Annotated in this window: 2 pseudogenes; one reads left to right on the top strand and one right to left on the bottom strand. The window is 48.4% G+C overall.

Features of this window, described 5'->3' with window-relative positions:
* Positions 1–261 (top strand): annotated as a pseudogene (locus tag ACTHTQ_RS11495) (transposase); the annotation flags it as partial.
* A gap of 20 nt (positions 262–281) precedes the next feature.
* On the opposite strand, the pseudogene ACTHTQ_RS11490 reads toward ACTHTQ_RS11495, so the two are convergent.
* A pseudogene (locus ACTHTQ_RS11490) lies at positions 282–386 on the bottom strand (IS481 family transposase); the annotation flags it as partial.

The following is a 386-nucleotide window of genomic DNA, read 5'->3' as shown; positions in this document are numbered from 1 at the left end:
GACGAAGGACAAGTCAGCGGCCAAACCACACCGAGTAAAGATAAAGATGCCCGTTGGACAAAGAAAAACGGCTTATACAAACTCGGGTACAAACAACATACCCGTACCGATGCGGAAGGCTATATCGGGAAACTGCACATTACCCCCGCCAATACCCATGAGTGCAACCACCTGTCGCCTTTGTTGGAAGGTCTGACCGAAGATACGACCGTCTATGCCGATAAAGGCTACGACAGTGAGGAAAACCGGCAACATCTAGATGTAGGAAAACGTTGCGTTGTTTACACCACAGGTTGAGAAAAATAAGCCTGCAAGACCTCAAACGGCGTATCGCCGTTCAAACTGCGGTGTGGCTTCACAGTGTTATAGAAATTAACAAAGCGGCA

Source organism: Neisseria sp. P0020.S003 (assembly GCF_051957095.1).
Classification (GTDB): Bacteria; Pseudomonadota; Gammaproteobacteria; order Burkholderiales; family Neisseriaceae; genus Neisseria; species Neisseria subflava.
This window is presented reverse-complemented; position numbering and strand designations above follow the sequence as displayed.